Consider the following 16,884-nt stretch of genomic DNA (forward strand, 5'->3'; position numbering starts at 1 on the left):
CTTGGCGTGGTCCCTCATGACCTGATCACCCACACGAGAGTCGATGCTCTTCGCCCACTCGGTCTTTGTCGCTGCGCGTCCTTTCCGTCCTGAGCCCATTGCTGACTACTCCACTTCAGACTGAGAGCGCGTACCCGGTCAGCGTCCTCCTTGAAGAACTTGCGCATATCGTCGTTCTTTGTGGCGAGTTCTGACAGGAGAAACCTAGACCAACCGCGTCAGCAATGAGGCTTGAGAAATGGTTGGTCTGCTCGGTGCTTATGGCAACCCATGGGGCGTACCTGACTTTCGAAAGAACCTCTTGAAGCCCTCAAACATTATTCTCTCCCGTGCGCAACTACTCGGTGTGTTTCGCGAGCTCTTTCTTTGCTTGGCTGAGCTTTGTTGCGAGCGGAATCATTTCGGCTAGGTGCATGTCGCATTGTTTTGACAAACCAACACGACGGGCTTGAACGAGGCCCATGGCTTGGTCAGAGGTCATGCCTTGCTTCAAGAGCATGGCATACAGCTCAGAGGAAGCACCGTCCTTCTTCACCGCGTCTTGCTGGCAGGCTTTGTGGGTTCTAGCCTTGGCTGAGATTGATGCCTCAATCTTCGTTACCTCGTCGGTCCAATAGCTCTCCGGCATAAGCAGTTTCTTGCCAAAGCCGAAGAGAAAGACTGCCACGCTGAGAGGTAGCGCGAACACGAAGAGAGTGGGAATTCCTTGGGCCAACAGGGCGGCCAGTCCCTGAAAAGGGCGGGAAGCTGCCATCTGCTCATCGGCACCACTGCTGTTCGCAGGGCACACCGTCATTGTTGCCGTCCATCTTCACACTCGGGCAGTTCTTCAGGAAGTAAGTGGCTTCCTGGCAGGAGGTCATTTGCGAGCAGTACTTCCGACCATCGCAAGAGAACGTCGCGGCTTGAGGCGGTGCTGTGGTGAGCTTGAATGGTGCCGAAGGTTCAGCCGATCGCTCGGTCAGCCTCTTCACCTGGTAGGCCTCGTATCCCTTCCACGCCCCAAAGAGCAACGCGGCTATCACCAACAACCTGAGCATCTTTCCCTCCTGGGGCCCTTACGCCTGTTTACACTAGCTTACAGCCTTTTGTTTTCGTCGGGATGGAGGGGAAAGTCGTGAGCTTTGAACGCGAACGGGTCGCAAGGGCCTTTCAGACCGCTATGCGGGTGAGCCGCGCTGAGCTCTTTGAGGCGGAAGAGAGCTTGCCCGTGTCGCTGGCCGACTCCATTCATATCCCCTACCTCGGGTGGGTGGGACAAAACTATCGAGGCGGGACGGTGCTGATTGCCAAGAATCCGGGGGGTGGGGGCGACAGTCAGGTTGAAACCACGGCGCTAGACGCGAGGGTGATTGCCCGCTTCCGCTGCAAAGCAGATAGGCGCGGCTGGCTACATGCAAAGAAGGCGGGATGGGAATGAGTTCCTCATAAGCCACACAGTCGATAGCTGAAAACGGTGGCCGATCAGTGCGCAGGATCCATGCGCAGCCGGTACGCCACGCCATCGCGTCCGGGGTCGGCGCCGCCATGCAGACCGTCGGCCTGTACCTGCACGCCGTGCACCCAGCCGATGGTGTAGTTGTACGGGTTGCGGCCAATGGCGTAGCCCTGTGCTTCCAGCGCGCGTGTGGTGAAGCGCGGAATGCGGTTGCACACGTCGATGGAGTTGCTGGTGGACGAGAAGCGAGGTGCCGACACGGCTGCCTGCATCTCCATGCCGTGATCGATCACGTTGAGCAGCACCTGCAGCACGCCCATGGCGATCTGTGTGCCCCCCGGGGCGCCGAGCACCACGTCGAGCTCACCGTCCTTGAAGGTCATGGTGGGGCAGGACGAGGTGAAGCGGCTCTTGCCCGGCTGGATGCTGCCGGCGCGGCCCGGACGCGGGTCGAACACGCCCATGCAGCCGTTGTACAGAAAACCCATGCCCGGGGTGATGATGCCCGAGGGCATGGCCAGCGAGTGGGTCAGGGACACGGCGTTGCCGTCGGCGTCCACCACGCTCAGGTGAGTGGTGTCGCGCGGCACGGGTGCGCCGGGGTTCACGCGCTCCACGTTGAAGCGATGGCCCGCCCGAATCTGCTCGGCCACTTCGCGGGCCATGTCCTTGGACAGCAGCTGATCCAGCGGCACATCGAAGAACTTCGGGTCGCCGATGCAGCGGTCCTTGTCGATGGTCGCCTTCTTCATGGCCTCGCACACCCGCTGCAGATAGGCGGGACTGTTGTGCTCCAGGCTCGCTAGATCGAAGTGCTCGAGGATGTTGAGCATCTCCAGCAGCATGGCGCCGCCGCCCGGGGGCTGGTTGGTCGTGATGGTGCGGTCGCGGTAGCTGCCCACCAGCGGCGGGTTGCGCTGCACCTGATACCGGGCCAGGTCGTCGAGCGTGATCAGCGCCCCCAGCGACTGCAGGTGCGTCACCATTTTTAGCGCCAGGTCGCCCTGGTAGAACGGGCGCGCACCTTCTTCAGCAATTTGGCGCAGCACGGCAGCCATGCCTTCGTTGCGCAGTGGTGCACCGATGGGCTTGGGGCGGCCATCGGGGCGGCAGTACAGCTGGCGGCTTTCCTCGCAGTACTGCAGCCGCTCCAGGTTGCCGACGCGACCCATGGTGGGCTCGTCGATCCAGAAGGCGTGCATGCCGGGTCGCACAAAGTAGCCGTCCGCGGCCCAGCGGATGGCGGGCTCCACCACCTGCTGCCACGGCAGGCGGCCGTGCGCCTGGTGCATGGCCTCCAGGCCCTTGAGCGTGGCCGGCGTGCCGATGGACTGGGGGCCGATGTCGTTGACGCGGCCCTTGAGGATGAAGCCGAAGCCGTCCTTGGTTTCGCCCTCCAGCAGGTGCTCCCACATGTTTTCCCTGGCCGCCAGCGGCGCGGGCGAGTGGAAGTCGAAATATTCATGCACCTGGGCGCCCGGCAGGTAGACGGCGGCGGTGCCGAAACCTGCGATGCCGCACATCAGCGGATCGACCACGGTCTGGGCCAGCGCGGTGGCCACGGCGGCATCCACCGCGTTACCGCCTGCGCGCAGGATGTCGATGCCGGACTCGGCGGCCTCCGGCTGCGGGCAGACCACCATTGCTTCTTTTTTCATGAGGTGTGATGACGAACCCCTTGCTGCATCGGCGATACGGCAAGGGGTGAAGATGGAAGAAAAGGGGGGCGGTGCTTGTGCGGTCGCCGGCTTACTTGGCGCTGAGGTTCAGCGCTCCGAGCGTGGGCCCCCAGGCCTTGGCGTCACGCGCCGCCGTTTCCATGACCAGCGCGGAAGGGCCGGACATGGGGATCACGCCCATGCTTTTGAGCTTGGCCTGCACGTCGGGACTCTGGTGGAAGGCCGTCGTCGCCTTGTTGAGCTTTTCCACAATGTCGGCCGGCGTGCCGGCGCGCGCCACCACGGCACTCCAGCCCATGTTGTCAAAGCCCTTCACGCCCAGCTCGCCCAGGGTGGGCACATCGGGCAGCTCAGGGGTGCGTTGCGGCGACAACACGGCCAGTGGATTGAGCTTGTGGTTCTTGATGTGGGGCAGGGCGGTGCCATACACCGGTGCCATCACCTCGGTTTGCCCGCCAATGGTGGCCAGGATGCCGTCGGCCTCGCCCTTGTAAGGGATGTGGGTCATCGAAATGCCCAGGGCATTGGACACCAGCTCGACCGCCAGGTGGGTGGAGTTGCCCAGGCCGGCGGACGCGAAGTTCAGCTTGCCGGGCGCCGCCTTGGCTTTTTCCGTCAGATCCTTGAGCGTCTTGATGCCCGTGGCCGGGTTGGCCGACAGCACGAACGGCACCGTCGTCAGCATGGTCACGCCAACAAAATCCTTCTCGGGGTTGTAGGGCAGTGGCTTGTAGGTGAACTGATTGAGCACCATCAGCGACACGCTGCCCAGCAGCAGGGTGTAGCCATCGGCGGGCGCATTCAGCGCGTTCTGTGCGGCAATGAGGCCGCCCGCACCGGGCTTGTTCTCCACCACGATGGTGGCGCCAATGGCCTTGCCTGCGTGTTCGGCCCACATGCGCGCGATCGTGTCGCTGCTGCCGCCCGGGGCCTGCGACACGATCAGGCGCACGGGACGACTGGGGTAGGAGGCTTGCGCGAACACGGTGGTGGCCGTGGCGGCCGCGACCGCGGCACCCATCAGGATCTTATAGACGTTCGTGATTGCTTTGGGCACAGGGATTCCTCAGAAGGTCTGTCATGGAAGATGAAGTAATTTTCATGACAACCCCTGTCATTCACCTAGTGAAAATGCAAAATGGATGCATGAAGATTTACTCATGATCGAGCGTTCGGAAGGCCTGTCCTGGGCACGAGGCATCAAGGTCCGGCATCTGGAATCCTTTCTGGTGCTGGACGAGGCAGGCACGCTGACCGAAGCGGCGGCGCGCCTGCACATGACGCAATCTGCCATGTCGCACTGGCTGGCGGAGCTCGAACGCGTGGCGGGCACGCCGCTGGTGGTGCGCGGGCGCAAGGTGCAGCTGACGCCTGCCGGGCATCTGCTCAAACGCCTGGCCATCACGGTGCTGGGCGATATCGCCCGCACCGGCCTCGAAATGCATGCGGTGGCTGCGGGACGCGTGCCGCGACTGAACGTGGGCAGCGTCTGGGCAGGCATCGCCGGCGGCCTGCCCGAAGCCGTGACCGCGTTCCAGCAGCGCCATGCCGACGTGGCCGTGTCCATCCACGACGGCCTGTTCGATGATCTGCTCAAAGGTCTGGACACGCGTGCCATGGATGCCGTGATCGGCGTTCTGGATGCGCGGGCGCACCAACCGCAACTGGCGCACCACGTGCTCTTTGACGACCGGGTGAGCATCGTCATCGGCCAGGGCAGCAAGCACTGGGACAGCAACCAGCCGCTGGGCTTTGCCGACGTGCTGCGCGAGCATTGGGTGATGCCACCCCTTGGCACGCTCACTCGCATCCAGATGGATGCCTACCTCATCGAGCAACAGGCATCGTGGCTGGTGCCCAAGGCAGAAACCGCCTCGTTGGCCATGATGCAGGCGCTGCTGCAAAAGGGCGACTATGTCGGCGTGTGTGCGGAATCCATGGCGGACTACATGGCCTCGCTGGGACTGTTCCGCAAGGTCGCCATCGATTCGAACATCCGCTTCGGCCCCATCACCGTGGTGTGGAACCGCGAGCACGTCTCGGCCACGCTCATGGACTTCATTGCCTGCCTGAAGGCGCACGCGCGGGGCTTGCCTGCTGCACACGTGCAGGAGGCGCCCAGCGCTTAGCGGCTGGGCAAGGCAAGTGTCTCAGATCGAATCGGAAGCTTCGTAGACCACCACTGCCGCGGCCAGGTCCTCCAAGGCGGTGCCCACGGCCTTGAAGACGGTCCGCCCGTCACCATCGGCGCGTCCCTTGATCCGGCCCGTGGCCAGGTCGGCCAACTCCCCTGCCACATCGTCGGCGGCGAACACGCCGCGCGACAGGGGCCCGAGCAATTCGCCACTCTTTTGCAGCGCTTCTTGCGTATCGACAAACAGACGTGCACCCGCAAAGCAGGCGTCGTCGGCTTCGCGCATCTGCGGCGTGAAACTGCCGATCAGGTCGAGGTGGCTGCGAGGCCGCAGCCACGCGCCCTGCACCACCGGCTGCGTGGCGAGCGTGGCACAGCTCACGATGTCGACATCGTTCACCGCGTGGGCAAGGTCCGGCGCAACGGCCGCCTCGATGTTCTGCGCGCACAGCCGCGCAGCGAGTGCCTTCGCCGCAGATTCGTCGCGGTCCCACACCAGCACGCGTTCGATGGGACGCACGGCGCGGTAGGCCTCCGGAATCAGACTGCCGACACGCCCGCAGCCGACGACCAGCAGGCTGCGCGCATCGGCAGGCGCGAGATAGGACGCGGCCAAGGCCGAGGCGGCAGCGGTGCGGCGCGACGTGATCTCGTTGCCGTCGATCTGCGCCAGCGGCTCACCCGTGCTGGCGTCGTACAGCACATAGGTCGAGAACAGTCCGGGCAGGCCGCGTTGCGCGTTGTCCGGGAAGATGGTCACTGTCTTGATGCCCAGGTAGCGGTCGTGCTGCCACGCCGGCATGACCAGCACGGTGCGGGGCGAGGCGTCCGTCCCGGCCTGGAGCGAATGCGTGTGCCGCAAGGGCACCTCGCAGCCGGCGATGAACATCTCCCGAAGGGCCGGGATCAGGCGGTCAAAGGGCAGCGCACGGCGGGTGCTTTCGGTATCGATGATCTTCATGAGGTCGCGGAGGAAATCAGGTGAATGAAAGTGCCGGCCGTCATGCCTCGAGCACCACGTCTTCGAGCGGGATGGCCTGGCAGGCCAGGCACACGGCCGGGTCTTCCGGTTCGCTGCCGTGCAGATGGCGCACCTTGCCGCTCAACAGGCGCACGGCGCAGCTCTCGCACTGGCCCACACGGCAGCCGCTGGCCATCTGCACGCCGAGCGATTCGCCAAAGGTCAGTAACGTGCCCTGCCGGGGCGTCCACGTTGCGGGGGCGCGGCCTGAGCGCGCAAAGCTGACGGTGAAGCGCTGGTCGCCGTCGGTGGGCGGCGTGGTGGGCGAGCGGAAGACCTCGCTGAAGATGTCGAAGCGCGGAACGCCCCGCGCCACGAGGCCGGCGGTCACCGCGTCCATCATGGCCGGCGGTCCGCACAGGTAGAAGCGGGCGCGCTGCGCGATCAACGCGTCGTCCACCACGCTCGCGTCGATGAAGCGATCCGACTGGTAGTCGATGCCCTGACGCTCCTGCGGCTGTGGTGCGTTGTAGTGGTCGACAACCTGCAACTGCGGCAGCCGCGCGCAGTGCTGCGCAATGCGCTCGCGAAACGCGTGGGTCGTGCCGTTCTGGTTGGCGTAGTAGAGCCAGATGGCCGGCCCCTGCGCGCCGTCGGGCAGCGATTCGAGCAGGCTGATGAAGGGCGTGATGCCGATGCCGCCCGCGAAAAAGACCAGCGGCTGCGGCGAGTGGCGCGGCAGCACGAAGCCGCCGGACGGCGCCCGCAGCGCGAGGGTGTCGCCGACTTTCAACGCGCGGTGCAGATGGCTCGACACGCGCCCCTCGTGCGGCGTGCCGTCGGCCGAGCGGCCGCGCTGGTGGCGCACGGCCACGCTGTAGCTGCGCCGGCCCGGCACCTCGGCCGCGCCCGTGAGCGAGTAGGCGCGCGTGACCTGCGTGCCATCGCCCAGATGCAATTGCATCTCGATGTGCTGACCGGGTCGGTAATCGGGCAGTTCGCTGTCGTCGACCGGCTCGAAGTGGATGCCCAGTACACCGTCGGCCTCAGGCCGCAGTGCGCTGATGCGGAAGGGGCGGTAGCCGGACCACTTTCGCTGCCGCACCTCCGTGGCCGGGTCGCGTTCGATGTCGCAGAGAAACGAGCGATGCGGCACCGAGCCGCTCACCGGATCGCAGCTGTCGGCGGATATCAGCGCGTTGAAGTTGCTGCCCAACGCGCCTTCAATCGGCAGGCCGTCGCGGTCGAGCTCGGGGCAGCTCTGCCACCAGCCGAACTCGGCCACGATGACGTCGTCCGCCAGTTGGGGCGTGACGCGTGCGACGAAGCGGGCCTCGCCCACGCGCGTGCGGATGCGCATCCAGTCGCCGTCCACGATGCCTTTGGCGGCCGCGAGCGCGGGGCTCAATTCGGCCACCGGATCGGGCGCGCGCTTGCGCAGCGAGGCCAGACTGCGGTGCTGGCTGTGGCAATAGAAGCCGTTCTTGGCCGAACTCAGCACATAGGGAAAGCGGCCCTGGCGCGTGGCCTTCGCATCGCGCGGCGTGTCTGCCGGTTCGACGAAGGTGGCGACCGGCGGCTGGCCGTGGCGCAGCAGGGTTTCCGAATAGAGCTCGACGCGTCGCGTCGGGGTGTCGAAGCCGCGCACGCCGGTGGGCGTGGCGCGGGCGTACTTCTGCTCGCTCGCATCGATGGCGCAGGCCATGCCTTCGGGCCGGGCACGCAACTGGTCGACCGTGATGCCGAGTGGCTCGAGCATGTGGTTCCAGCCCGCGTCGAGGCTGCCACCGAAGAAGTCGCTCCCCATGCCCAGGCGAACGGCCAGATCGAACAGCACGTCGTTGTCGGCGCGCGATTCACCGCGTGGCGTCACCATGCGCTGGCGCAACTGCACCCAGCCGGCCGCACGGTCGTCGATCTCGAAGCCGATGCGCAGGCCTTCGCGCTCCCAGGGTGTGTTGACCGGCAGCAGGATGTCGGCGTACCGGGCGGCGGGTGTTTCGAACAAGTCGCAGTGCACGTGGAATTCGAGCTGCGACAGTGCCTGGTGCGCGAGCGCGCTGTCGGCCTGCGACACGGGCAGGTTGGTTCCGAAGGCCATCATCGCGCGCACCTTGTAAGGCTCGCCTTCGAGAATCGCGCGGTAGGTGTCGCGCGCCGTCACCCAGCCGTGCGCGGGAGGGCCGATCGGGCGCTGCGCCAGACCGAGGGCCTTGGCGCGCTGCGCGTCGGGCAGCAGTGAGAGCGAGTTGACGGCGTTGACGCGCGGACCGACGCGAACGCGGTTCGCGCCGATGCGGTCGAAGCTGCCGCACAACGCATACAGCGTGGCGACAGCGCGCTCGGCTTGCGTCGCGTTGGTGTGCTGGCCGATGCCAGTCCAGGCGTGATAGGCCACGCGGCGGCAAGTGCCGAAGAGGTCGGCGACTGCGTGCAACGAAGCTTCAGCAACGCCGGTGATGCGTTCGACATTCGGCGGTGTGTAGGCCGTGCAGCCCTGGGCCAGCAGTTCGAACGCTGGCGCACACGACAAGCGATGTGCGCCCACGTCGATCTCGACCGCGCCGCGCAGGCGGAAGTGGGCGGCGTCCTGGGTTTGCGCCGCCTGCTCGGTGTCATAAGGCACCGCGCAGCCAAGCGCGTCGTTCCATGCCATGAAGCGGTTGCCCTGGGCATCGGGCCACAGGTCCTGCTCGCGCAGGAAGTGTCCGTTGTCGCCGCGCACCAGCAGCGGGGCATTGGTCCATGCGCGCACGAAACCTTCGTCGAAGCGCGCGTCCGCGATCAGCAGGTGGATCAGCCCCAGCGCCAGTGCCGCATCGGTTCCGGGCCGCACGGGCAGCCAGGTGTCAGCCTGCCGCGCGAGCGCCGTGGGGCGCGGATCGATCACCACCATCTTCGCCCCGTTCGCGCGGCCTCGGCCGATCGCGTTGGCCTGCGCCAGCCAGGTGTTCGCTGGGTTGTGCCCCCACAGCACGATCAGTTCGGCCTGCGCGTAGTCGGCCGCAGGCATCCCGCAGCCGAAGGTGAAGGCGTGCGCGAAGTCCTTGTGCCAGTTGCAGACCTCGGTCGCGTAGCAGATGTTGGGACTGCCAAAGAGGCGCACGAAGCGCTCGATCCAATCGATGCTGTCCGTCAATGGCGTGCCGCTGGGCGTGGTCACAGCGAACACCACCGACTCGGCACCGCTCTCGGCCTTGATGGCACTCAGGCGGTTGGCGGTCTCGGCCAGCGCCTCGTCCCAGCCGATGCGCACCCAGCCCGGATCCGCTTCGGTCTTGGGCCTCGTGCGACGCATCGGGTAGCGCAGCCGGTGCGGGCTGTGCACCAGCTCGGGCGCGGCCTTGCCCTTCATGCACATCGCCTGGCCGGTGGGGTGCGAGGCGTCGGGCCGTACCGACACCAGCATGTCGCCCTGCACCTCGTTGAGCGTGCCGCAGCGCGAACGGCAGAGTGTGCAGTAGCCCTGCTTGGTTTGCGTGGGCGCCGTCGTCGTCATCACTTGCATCCGGTATCTGCGTGACTCAAGGCATCACCGGCGCGACATAGCTCAGCGTGCGACCGAAGGCCCAGAGCATGAAGAGCACCAGCGGTGCATGCACCAGCAATTGCAGGAACGTAAAGCCCACGATGTCGCGTGCCTTCAGCGACAGCACGCCCAGCAGCGGCAGCATCCAGAACGGGTTGATCAGGTTGGGTAGCGCCTCGGCCGCGTTGTAGACCTGCACGGCCCAGCCCAGGTGGACCTTCAGGTCGTTGGCCGCTTGCATGACGTAGGGCGCCTCGATGATCCACTTGCCGCCACCCGAGGGAATGAAGAAGCCCAGCACGGCGGAATACGCGCCCATCACCACGGCGAAACTGTCGACGTTGGAGATGCTCACGAACAGATGCGCGATGCGGTCCGACAGCGTGATGCCTGCGTCGCCCTTGGCGGCGGTCAACATGGCCGCGATGGCGCCGTACAGCGGGAACTGGATGATCACGCCCGCCGTCGACGGCACTGAGCGCGACACCGCGTCGAGAAAGCTGCGCGGGCGCCAGTGCAGCAGCAGCCCGATCATGAGGAACAGCAGGTTGTAGGTGTTGAGGCCCGAGATCGCGATCAACGGGCTCTTGGTCATGAACTCCTGCGCCAGCCAGCCGAAGCCCAGCGCGCACAGGAGCAGCGTGAGCAGCGGACTGCGCTCGAACCACTCGCCGGGGCGGCGCTCGGCGGACTCGGGGGAAGCGGGCTTGGCTTCCGTGAGGTCCACGCCCAGGTCCTGCGCCGTGACCGCGTGCTTCGCGTCAGGCGCCGACCACAGCGCGATGGCCACCGACACGACCATCAACACCAGCGCCATGGCGACCGACTGCCACAGGAAGATGGTCTGGCTGAACGGGATCACGCCGGTGATGTCCAGAATGCTCTTGGGCAGACTGCTGGCATTGGCCTGCAACTGCGCTGCCGACGAACTGAGCCCCAGCGCCCAGGTCGCGCCCATGCCGAGGTAGGCCGCCGCGCCGCCGGCGCGGTAGTCCATGCGCAGGTCGAGTCGGCCGGCCAGCGCGCGCACATAGAGCGCGCTGAAGATCAGCGAGATGCCCCAGTTGAAGAGCGACAGGATCATGCTGATCGCCGCCACGTACGCGATGGCCTGGCGCCCCGACACGGGCAGTGCGGCCAGCTTGCGGATGAGTCGCGCCGCCGGCGGCGAGGTCGCCACCACGTAGCCGCCGACGGCCACCAACGCCATCTGCATCGTGAAGACAATGAGGCTCCAGAAGCCGTCGCCGAAAGACTTGGCCACCGCTTGCGGGCTCGACCCGTTCAGGAGCGCGGCGCCCGCGACCACCACCACGGCGATGGCCGCGAACACGAAGGCGTCGGGAAACCAGCGCTCGGCCCAGGCGGTGAAGCGCAGGCCCAGGCGGCTCAACAGCCCGGCATCGGTCGAGGCCTTCTGGGGCACAGGAGGGTGGGCGCCGTGTCCGGCGGAAGTGTGTGATGTCGATGGCATGGGGGTCTCCTGCTACGGCTGCTGGAACGGTGGGCGTCCTCGTCACACGCCTGACATGGCGTGCTGCCCGGATGTTAGGAATTGCCATCGATAATTCATAATCTCTATTTTCAATAGAGCGATATAGGATGTATCTATGTCGATAACGATCAAGCAGCTGCAGCACTTCGTGGCCGCAGCGCACACGGGGCAGGTGTCCCGCGCAGCCCAGCGCTGCTATGTGAGCCAGCCATCGCTGACCACTTCGCTCAAGAACCTGGAGTCGACGCTGAAGGTGCAGCTCTTTACGCGGCACTCCGACGGGTTGCGGCTCACGGTGCAGGGTGAGGGCTTTCTTCGGCACGCGGAGCACATGCTGCACACGCTCGATGCGGCGGTGGAGGAGACGCGCAACTCGGTGTCCTCGGTCGAGGGGCGGGTGCAGATCGCCATCACCGACACCGTGTCCGAATACATGCTGCCCAAGATCATCGGCGCGATGCGCAGGCAACTGCCGCTGGTCGAGTTCGAGCCCGTGGAGCGCAACCGGCTGGAGATCGAGAACGGCCTGCGCAGCGGCGAGTTCGACCTGGCCGTGGTCCTGGTGTCGAACCTCTCGCGCGCGCCGGATATCCGGCGCGAGAACCTGCTGAAGTCGGAGCGCCGTCTGTGGACTTCGTTCGACCATCCGTTGGTGGCGCAGAAGTCGGTGTCGCTGCGCGAGATCGCGCAGATGCCCTTCGTGCTGCTGGACATGGACGAGCACGTGGACACCGTGGGCCGCTACTGGAGCGCGATGAAGCTCAAGCCCAAGGTCGTGTTCCGCACCAAATCGATCGAGGCCGTGCGCAGCCTCGTCGCACAGAACGTGGGTGTGACCATCCTGTCGGACCTGGTGTTTCGCCCCTGGTCACACGATGGCGGGCGCATCCGCAGGACAGTGGTGTCGAGCGCGGTGCCCTCGATGGACCTGGGACTGGCCTACCGGCGCGGGGCTGTTCTGTCCGAGGCCACGGCAGCCTCTGCGAGTACCTTGCGGTTGCTGGCCAAGACACTGACGAGAGAATCACAACCGCGGACGGACGACGAGCCACTGTAGCTTTCGAATGGGCCGCTTCAGTTGCAGGTCCAGTGCTCGCTGATGCACTTGAAGGTTGGCCGACCGTAGCCGGTCGGGCGGAAGCTTCGGCACCGCTTCGCGGCCGCCGAGCCCGGTGCATCACGGTCACTCGGTGGCCATCCGACGTGATCAGCTCCACTGCCGCTCATGGGCGGCGACACGCATGGCAGGCGTGGGGTGAGCGACAGCTACCGGCAGTTGTCGCCCAGTCGCCGAAGGCGGGCTTATCGCAAGCCAGAAGAATCGCGTCCAGGACCGCGTCTCTGGCAGCCTCATCGGCATTGTCCCGGCAGGCCGCGCAATACGGGCAGCAGTTGCTGCGTTCGCACAGGATATTTCAGAACAGCCGGAATTGCGGTGTGTCACCCTGTTAAGAAGAAGGAAGGGGGCGGTTCGCACTGCGCCGACCGATCAGGCGGGGCCGGCTTCAGCCACGCGTAACCGGTAGAGGCCGACGTCGACGAGCCCCGCGCGGAAGCCGGCCTCGCAGTAGGAGAGGTAGTAGGTCCACAAGCGCTTGAACGCGGCGTCGAAGCCGAGTGGCTCGATCTGCGGCCAGGCGGCGAGGAACCGGCGACGCCACTCTGCCAGGGTTCGCGCGTAGTCCTTGCCGAAGCAGTGGGAAGCCTCGATCACCAACCCTGCGCGTTGCGCCTGTTCCGGCAGCACGCGTGGACTGGGCAGCATGCCGCCGGGAAAGATGCAGTGCTGGATGAAATCGGTCCCCTGGCGGTAGCTGTCGAACTGCGCATCGGCGATCGTGATCGCCTGCAGCACCACGACGCCACCGGGCTTGAGGCGCTCGCGCAAGGTTGCGAAGTAGGTGGGCCAGTAGGCCTCGCCGACGGCCTCGATCATCTCGATGGACACGATGCGATCGAACCGGCCCTGCACGTCGCGGTAGTCCTGCAACCGCAGGTCGACCCGGTCGGCCACGCCCCAGTCCTGCGCGCGTTCGCGGGCGAAGGCCAGTTGCTCGCTCGACAGCGTGACGCCGGTGACGCGCGCTTCGTGCCGGCGGGCCAGGCTCGCGGCCAGCGTTCCCCAGCCGCAGCCGATCTCGAGCACATCGCCCCCTTGCGGGGTGTCGAGCATGTCGGCGATGGCAGCGAGGCGGCGCGCCTGGGCGGCTTCCAGCGTGTCGTCGTCGGCATCGCTGAACATCGCGCTCGAATACAGCATGCTGTCGTCCAGCCAGTGCCGGTAGAACGCGTTGCCCAGGTCGTAGTGGAACGCGATGTTGTGCCGGCTTCCGCGCCGGCTGTTGCTGTGGGTCAGGTGCCGCAGCCGCGCCGCCCAGCGCGCCAGCCCGCGCCCCTTGAGCAGCGATCCCCAGGCCGACTCGTTGGCCAGGCCGAATTCGAACAAGGCCAGCAGGTCCGGACTGTCCCACTCGCCATCGCGGAACGACAAGGCCAGGCCCAGATCGCCTTGCAGCGCCAGGCGCAGCAGAGGGCGCCAGCTCAGCAGGCGCAGGCTCGCGTGCGGCCCGGGTTCGCGGCCGACCACCTCGATGCACCGGCCGCCCGGAAGGCTCAAGCTCAGCCGGCCGAAACGCGTGTGGGCCAGCAGCCGGCGCAGCGGCGAGAAGACCGGCGCGGCATCGAGGGCAGGGGCGGAGGGGGTGGTCAGGCTCATGGGGTCTTGTTCGAAGGAACGATGGTGAGGTCGTGGTCGGGGGCAGCCGGTCGCGGATGCAGCGGCACGCGCTTGATCCACAGACGCAGGGCCTGCCAGTGGATGGCGGCCACCACCTTGAGGGTCAGCAACGGATGCGTGATGAACACGCGCAGCAGCGCCAGGTCGTTTAATGGCGCACGTTGGCCGTCGAGCCGCGCGTTGAGCACGGCGCCAGCCGCGTCGTGCACGCTGATGCCGACCGAGACCGCCTCGCCCGGCGGTGCGATGCGAAAGCGGTAGTGCAGGTCCATGCCGTTGAAGGGGGAGACGTACATCTGCTTGTCGCAGTGCTGCTCGACGATGGGCGCGCCGTCGTCAGCGACGGGGATCAGGTAGCTGTGCCGCTGCCCGAAGGTGTTGTTGACCTCGTACAGGAGCGCCTGCAGCGCGCCGCCGGGTGCATGGCAGAACCAGACGCTGAGCGGGTTGAACACATGGCCGAGCAGTCGCGGCATGGCCAGCAGCCGGATCGCGCCGCCGGTTGGAAGGCCGGCCTCGCGCAGCCGCGCTTCCACCTGGGCCCGCAAATCGCGGCCCGAACCGTCGCCATGGTCGGCGGCATGAAAGCTGAACAGGTTGAACCGGTCCACCGAGAAGCAGCGCAACCGGGCGTGCAGTTGCGGCAGTTCGTCGATGTCGATCAGCAGGTTGTAGACCCGGTAGCTCAGCCGATGCCGCTTCGGCCGCAGCCGCTGGTGCATGACGCGGCCGATGTAGAGCGCCGAGCCTTCGTGCGCGTTCATGAGGCGACGGTCTGCGCGCCTTGCGGCAGATGGATGCGTCCGGACTCCTGCGCCACGCGCCAGGGCCGGCGCACGCCGCCGAGCGCTTCGGCGACGGCCAGGCCGGCCTGCAATCCGTCCTCGTGGAAGCCGGCGCCGAAGTAGGCGCCGCAGAACCAGGTGCGGCGCTGGCCCTGCAGCTGCCACAGCTGGCGCTGCGCGGCCATGGCCGCGGCATCGAACAGCGGGTGGTCGTAGACCTCGGTGCGGATCAGGTGCTCGGGCCGCGGGTCGATCGCCGGGTTCAGGGTCAGGAACAGCGGCTCGGCCGCCGCGCCCTGCGGCAGGTGGGGCTGCAGCCGGTTCATCCAGTAGGTCACCGTCGGGGCCGCCCCGCTGCCGCGCGTGCCGAGGTAGTTCCAGCTCGACCACACGGCGCGCCGCGCCGGCATCAGGGCCGGGTCGCGGTGCAGCACGGCCAGGTTGCGGCTGTAGGGCAGGGCACCGAGCAGGGCCCGCTCGGCACCGGTGGGCACGTCGAGCAGCGCCAGCGAGCGGTCCGCATGGGTGGCCAGGACCACCTGGTCGAAGCGCTCGGGCCACCAGCCGGCGCTCGTGCGAAGCCGCACACCCGCCGGCTCGCGATGCAGTTCGAGCACGGCCCGGTCCAGCTGGATGCGGTCGGCGAAAGGCTGGCTGAGGCGCCGCACGTATTCGCGGCTGCCGCCCACCACCGTCCGCCAGATGGGGCGGCCGCTGATCTGCAGAAGCCCATGGTTCTCGCAGAACCGCACAAAGGCGGCAACCGGATAGCGCCCCACCTGCGCCGCTGGCGTGGACCAGATGGCCGCAGCCATGGGGTAGAGATGGTCGTCGCGAAACGCGCGGCCATAGCCGTGGGCATCCAGGTAGTCGTCGAGCGCCTGGTCGCCTGCGACCTGCGCATCGCGCGGAGCCTCGCGGTAGAACCGCAGCAGGTCGCGCAGCATGGCCCAGAAGCGGGGGCGCGCCAGGTTGCGCTTTTGCGCGAACAAGCCGCGCAGGTCGGTGCCGGCGTATTCGAGCCCGCCGGCGTCCAGGCTCACGGCGAACGACATGTCCGAGGCCGCGGTCGGCACGGCCAGGTGCTGGAACAACGCGGTGAGGTTCGGGTACGCGGGCTCGTTGTAGACGATGAAGCCGGTGTCCACCGGCACCCGGCCTTCCCGGCCCGGCGCGTCCACGGTATGGCTGTGGCCGCCCAGCCGGGGCTCGCTCTCGAACACCGTGACCTCGTGGCGCTGGGACAGCAGCCAGGCGCAGGACAGGCCCGAGATGCCGGTGCCGACGACGGCGATGCGCTGGCCGCCGGGCACTGAAGCAGGCATCGGCACGGCGGCAGGCGGGGCGAGAAGGGGCAGCATGGGGAGCCTTTGGCGAGTCTTGCTGCCCTGTACGCAGAAAACGGCCATTTGGATTACCCGCGTGCCGCTGCGATGATCCGAACGCCGCTCCCTTGCGTATGACAGGACATGGCCGTTGCTCCCGATCCGTCCAACCCCAGTGCGGGCACTCCGGTGCTCCGCGGTCGCCGAGCGTCCGTCTTGACCGTTGTCTCCCCCGATTCCCAGCCGTCTCCCCGCGCCGACGATCTCTGGGCCCAGGCGATGGTGGCTGTGGCGCAGCGGCAGGACCGGGACGCGTTCGCGCAGCTGTTCTCGCATTTCGCGCCGCGCATCAAGCACTACCTGATGCACAGTGGCAGCCCGGCCATCCAGGCCGAAGAGCTGGCGCAGGAGGCCCTGGTCACGGTCTGGCGCAAGGCCGCGCTGTTCGATCCGGCCCGGGCGGCCGCCACGACCTGGATCTTCGCCATCGCGCGGAACCTGCGTGTGGACGCGCTGCGGCGGCGCCAGGGTGTGCAGTCGTCTGAGGACGCGTTCGACTTCGACCTGCTCCCCTCGGACGACCCGGCCGTCGAAGACCAGCTGCACGACGCGCGCCTGAGCGAACGCCTGCGCGGCGCGCTGCGCCAGCTTCCGCCCGAGCAGCAGCAGGTGCTGCACCTTTCCTATTTTGAAGACGCGCCGCATGCCCGCATCGCGGCCCAGCTGTGCATTCCGCTGGGCACGGTGAAGTCGCGCGTGCGCCTGGCGGTCGCCCAACTGCGCCGCCTGCTGGAACATTGA

13 protein-coding genes and 1 pseudogene are annotated in these 16,884 nt (G+C 66.8%); 4 read left to right on the forward strand and 10 right to left on the reverse strand.

The annotated features are described in order from the left end of the window. Positions 1-337: 337 nt before the first annotated feature. Both AC1RL8_RS08185 and AC1RL8_RS08190 read right to left on the reverse strand, forming a co-directional pair. Positions 338-796 carry a hypothetical protein gene (locus AC1RL8_RS08185; protein ID WP_492685714.1) on the reverse strand — a complete coding sequence of 153 codons (459 nt, stop codon included), beginning with the start codon at positions 794-796 and terminating at the stop codon, positions 338-340. Next, positions 759-896: pseudogene (locus tag AC1RL8_RS08190) on the reverse strand (excalibur calcium-binding domain-containing protein); the annotation flags it as partial. The gene AC1RL8_RS08185 and the pseudogene AC1RL8_RS08190, both read right to left, overlap by 38 nt. Positions 897-1,117: 221 nt before the next feature. On the opposite strand from AC1RL8_RS08190, the gene AC1RL8_RS08195 reads away from it, so the two are divergent. After that, positions 1,118-1,420: a hypothetical protein gene (locus AC1RL8_RS08195; RefSeq protein WP_492684991.1), complete on the forward strand. Its 303-nt coding sequence runs from the start codon at positions 1,118-1,120 to the stop codon at positions 1,418-1,420. 44 nt (positions 1,421-1,464) lie between these two features. On the opposite strand, the gene ggt is transcribed toward AC1RL8_RS08195, so the two are convergent. Both ggt and AC1RL8_RS08205 read right to left on the reverse strand, forming a co-directional pair. Beyond that, a complete protein-coding gene (gene ggt / locus AC1RL8_RS08200; protein ID WP_492684992.1) occupies positions 1,465-3,096 on the reverse strand; it encodes a gamma-glutamyltransferase in 1,632 nt (543 codons plus the stop codon). A 91-nt stretch (positions 3,097-3,187) separates the two neighbouring features. Next, positions 3,188-4,174 carry a Bug family tripartite tricarboxylate transporter substrate binding protein gene (locus AC1RL8_RS08205; RefSeq protein ID WP_492684993.1) on the reverse strand — a complete coding sequence of 329 codons (987 nt, stop codon included), beginning with the start codon at positions 4,172-4,174 and terminating at the stop codon, positions 3,188-3,190. Between the two features lie 103 nt (positions 4,175-4,277). Here AC1RL8_RS08205 and AC1RL8_RS08210 point away from each other — a divergent pair, with 103 nt between their 5' ends. Then, positions 4,278-5,246 carry a LysR family transcriptional regulator gene (locus AC1RL8_RS08210; RefSeq protein ID WP_070059860.1) on the forward strand — a complete coding sequence of 323 codons (969 nt, stop codon included), beginning with the start codon at positions 4,278-4,280 and terminating at the stop codon, positions 5,244-5,246. Between the two features lie 21 nt (positions 5,247-5,267). Here AC1RL8_RS08210 and lhpI read toward each other — a convergent pair whose 3' ends face one another. Genes lhpI through AC1RL8_RS08225 form a run of 3 tightly spaced genes read right to left on the reverse strand, consistent with a single transcriptional unit; the run spans position 5,268 to position 11,215 of the window. Continuing rightward, entirely contained in the window at positions 5,268-6,212 is a 945-nt protein-coding gene (lhpI, locus tag AC1RL8_RS08215; RefSeq protein WP_492684994.1) for a bifunctional Delta(1)-pyrroline-2-carboxylate/Delta(1)-piperideine-2-carboxylate reductase, read from the reverse strand. Between the two features lie 40 nt (positions 6,213-6,252). After that, positions 6,253-9,720, reverse strand: coding sequence for a molybdopterin-dependent oxidoreductase (locus AC1RL8_RS08220; protein ID WP_492684995.1), 3,468 nt, complete (start codon positions 9,718-9,720; stop codon positions 6,253-6,255). Positions 9,721-9,736: 16 nt separating this feature from the next. Then, the gene (locus AC1RL8_RS08225; RefSeq protein WP_492684996.1) at positions 9,737-11,215 is read right to left on the reverse strand and encodes a short-chain fatty acid transporter; all 1,479 of its coding nucleotides are present in this window, start codon (positions 11,213-11,215) and stop codon (positions 9,737-9,739) included. A gap of 136 nt (positions 11,216-11,351) precedes the next feature. Between AC1RL8_RS08225 and AC1RL8_RS08230 the strand changes: the two genes are divergently transcribed. Further along, positions 11,352-12,293, forward strand: coding sequence for a LysR family transcriptional regulator (locus AC1RL8_RS08230; protein WP_070059857.1), 942 nt, complete (start codon positions 11,352-11,354; stop codon positions 12,291-12,293). 432 nt (positions 12,294-12,725) lie between these two features. Here AC1RL8_RS08230 and AC1RL8_RS08235 read toward each other — a convergent pair whose 3' ends face one another. The 3 genes from AC1RL8_RS08235 to AC1RL8_RS08245 are packed head-to-tail and all read right to left on the reverse strand — an operon-like array spanning position 12,726 to position 16,119. Beyond that, on the reverse strand, positions 12,726-13,952 hold the full coding sequence (locus tag AC1RL8_RS08235; protein WP_492684997.1) for a class I SAM-dependent methyltransferase: 1,227 nt from the start codon (positions 13,950-13,952) through the stop codon (positions 12,726-12,728). Next, the gene (locus tag AC1RL8_RS08240) at positions 13,949-14,737 is read right to left on the reverse strand and encodes a DUF1365 domain-containing protein (RefSeq protein WP_492684998.1); all 789 of its coding nucleotides are present in this window, start codon (positions 14,735-14,737) and stop codon (positions 13,949-13,951) included. The genes AC1RL8_RS08235 and AC1RL8_RS08240 overlap by 4 nt, the downstream gene beginning before the upstream one ends. After that, positions 14,734-16,119, reverse strand: coding sequence for an NAD(P)/FAD-dependent oxidoreductase (locus AC1RL8_RS08245; protein WP_492684999.1), 1,386 nt, complete (start codon positions 16,117-16,119; stop codon positions 14,734-14,736). The genes AC1RL8_RS08240 and AC1RL8_RS08245 overlap by 4 nt, the downstream gene beginning before the upstream one ends. A 180-nt stretch (positions 16,120-16,299) precedes the next feature. Between AC1RL8_RS08245 and AC1RL8_RS08250 the strand changes: the two genes are divergently transcribed. After that, the gene (locus AC1RL8_RS08250; protein WP_492685000.1) at positions 16,300-16,884 is read left to right on the forward strand and encodes a sigma-70 family RNA polymerase sigma factor; all 585 of its coding nucleotides are present in this window, start codon (positions 16,300-16,302) and stop codon (positions 16,882-16,884) included.

The sequence above is a fragment of the Variovorax sp. GW822-FHT04E09 genome, from assembly GCF_058800845.1.

Bases quoted from the DNA above. Each gene is read 5' to 3' on its own strand.
- ggt (WP_492684992.1), bottom strand. From the start codon at position 3,096: ATGAAAAAAGAAGCAATGGTGGTCTGCCCGCAGCCGGAGGCCGCCGAG.
- AC1RL8_RS08240 (WP_492684998.1), bottom strand. From the start codon at position 14,737: ATGAACGCGCACGAAGGCTCGGCGCTCTACATCGGCCGCGTCATGCAC.
- AC1RL8_RS08235 (WP_492684997.1), bottom strand. From the start codon at position 13,952: ATGAGCCTGACCACCCCCTCCGCCCCTGCCCTCGATGCCGCGCCGGTC.
- AC1RL8_RS08210 (WP_070059860.1), top strand. From the start codon at position 4,278: ATGATCGAGCGTTCGGAAGGCCTGTCCTGGGCACGAGGCATCAAGGTC.
- AC1RL8_RS08230 (WP_070059857.1), top strand. From the start codon at position 11,352: ATGTCGATAACGATCAAGCAGCTGCAGCACTTCGTGGCCGCAGCGCAC.
- AC1RL8_RS08245 (WP_492684999.1), bottom strand. From the start codon at position 16,119: ATGCTGCCCCTTCTCGCCCCGCCTGCCGCCGTGCCGATGCCTGCTTCA.
- AC1RL8_RS08225 (WP_492684996.1), bottom strand. From the start codon at position 11,215: ATGCCATCGACATCACACACTTCCGCCGGACACGGCGCCCACCCTCCT.
- lhpI (WP_492684994.1), bottom strand. From the start codon at position 6,212: ATGAAGATCATCGATACCGAAAGCACCCGCCGTGCGCTGCCCTTTGAC.
- AC1RL8_RS08220 (WP_492684995.1), bottom strand. From the start codon at position 9,720: ATGCAAGTGATGACGACGACGGCGCCCACGCAAACCAAGCAGGGCTAC.
- AC1RL8_RS08185 (WP_492685714.1), bottom strand. From the start codon at position 796: ATGACGGTGTGCCCTGCGAACAGCAGTGGTGCCGATGAGCAGATGGCA.